We start from the raw sequence: 1,513 nt of genomic DNA on the forward strand, positions 1-1,513 counted from the left end.
CGGGCATCGACGAGGCGCGGCCGGGCGTGCGGGTCAGCACCACCGACTGCGCGATGCCGGGCAGGGTGAGCTCGGTCCCGAGCGCCGCGGCCGCGGCGGCAAAGGCGGGCACGCCGGGGGTGACCGAGACCGGGATGCCGAGGTCGCGCAGGCGGCGCATCTGCTCGCCCATGGCCGACCAGACCGAGAGATCGCCCGAATGCAGCCGCGCCACGTCGTGACCCTCCTCGTGGGCGGTGCGGATCTCGGCGACGATGGCGTCGAGGTCCATGGGCGCGGTGTTCACGATGCGCGCGCCGGGCGGGCAATGCGCGAGGATCGCCTCGGGCACCAGCGAGCCGGCATAGAGACAGACCGGGCAGGCGGCGATGATGTCGCGCCCGCGCAGGGTCAGCAGGTCCGGAGCGCCGGGGCCGGCGCCAATGAAGTGAACGGTCATGGGTCTTGTCCTTCTTCCGGCGGGGTGCCGGGCGTCAAGCTGGAAAGGGTGGCGAGCGCGCAGCTTGCCATGCGGTCGGGCGACAGGCTGCGCGGGGCCAGCAGGCGCGCACCGGGGCCGGCGGCGGCCAGTGCTGCGGCCTCGGCCACCGAGCCGGTGCCGCGCGCCGCGTGCGAGGCCGCCGAGTTCGTGAGCGTCGCCTGCCGGGTGAGTGCCTCGGGGGCGATGCCCCGCACCGGCAGGCCGAGCTCTGCGGCAAGGGCGGTGAAGGCGGGCGTCGCGGCCTTGTCTCCGGCGGGGGCGAGCAGCGCCGCGCCGCCGCCCGCCTGCGCCTAGGCCCCGCGCAGGCTGTCCGCGGTGGCGGTGGCGCGGAATCCGAAGCCCGCGACGATCACAGCCGGTGGCTCCACTGGGTGATCGGCCAGCCTGCCTTCCAGCCGCGCTTCGGCCCGATCGGGGCAATGGTGGACAGCTCAATGCGCAGCAGCGACCCGCCGAGCCGCGCCTGCGCCTCGGTCAGCAGCGCCTCGGTCTCGAGCGTCACCGCGTTGGCCACGAGCCGGGTGCCATTGGGCAGGGTCGCGAGCAGGTCGAGCAGGTCGGGCGTCAGCCCGCCGCCCACGAAGACCGCATCGGGCGACGCCAGCCCGTCAAGCGCCTCGGGGGCCTTGCCCTCGATCACGCGCAGCCGGTCGACGCCCAGCCGGGCGGCGTTGCGGGCGATGCGCGCGGCGCGGTCGGCGCGGGGCTCGATGGCGGTGGCGGCAAGGCTCGGGTCCGATAGCAGCCACTCGATGCCGACGGCGCCCGAGCCGCCGCCGATGTCCCAGAGTGTCTCACCCGGGCGCGGGGCCAGCGCCGCGAGGGTCAGCGCCCGGACCGGGGCGCGGGTGATCTGGCCGTCGGTCTCGAACCAGTCGTCGGGACGCCCGGGCGTCAGCGGCAGCGCCACCCCGTCGCCCGCCACCTCGAGCGCTACGCAGACCGGGTGCGCGAAGGCGCGCTCGGGCAGCGCGTCGGCGCGGCAGGGCGTGAGGCGCTCGCGGGGGCCGCCGAGGGCCTCCATCACCGTAA

Annotated in this window: 2 protein-coding genes and 1 pseudogene; all 3 read right to left on the minus strand. The window is 76.1% G+C overall.

Going from position 1 to position 1,513, the window contains the following annotated elements; genetic code table 11:
• Window positions 1-439, minus strand: a 439-nt coding sequence (locus HC022_RS26335) for a cobalt-precorrin-4/precorrin-4 C(11)-methyltransferase (protein WP_254885276.1), incomplete at its 3' end; no start/stop codon positions are given.
• Window positions 436-834: pseudogene (locus HC022_RS26340) on the minus strand (cobalamin biosynthesis protein). The gene HC022_RS26335 and the pseudogene HC022_RS26340, both read right to left, overlap by 4 nt.
• Window positions 831-1,513 (minus strand): precorrin-6Y C5,15-methyltransferase (decarboxylating) subunit CbiT (gene cbiT / locus HC022_RS26345; RefSeq protein WP_167454353.1); only part of this gene is annotated, 683 nt, incomplete at its 5' end. The pseudogene HC022_RS26340 and the gene cbiT, both read right to left, overlap by 4 nt.

It is taken from the genome of Salipiger sp. HF18 (assembly GCF_011806505.1).
GTDB classification, from domain to species: Bacteria; Pseudomonadota; Alphaproteobacteria; order Rhodobacterales; family Rhodobacteraceae; genus Salipiger; species Salipiger thiooxidans.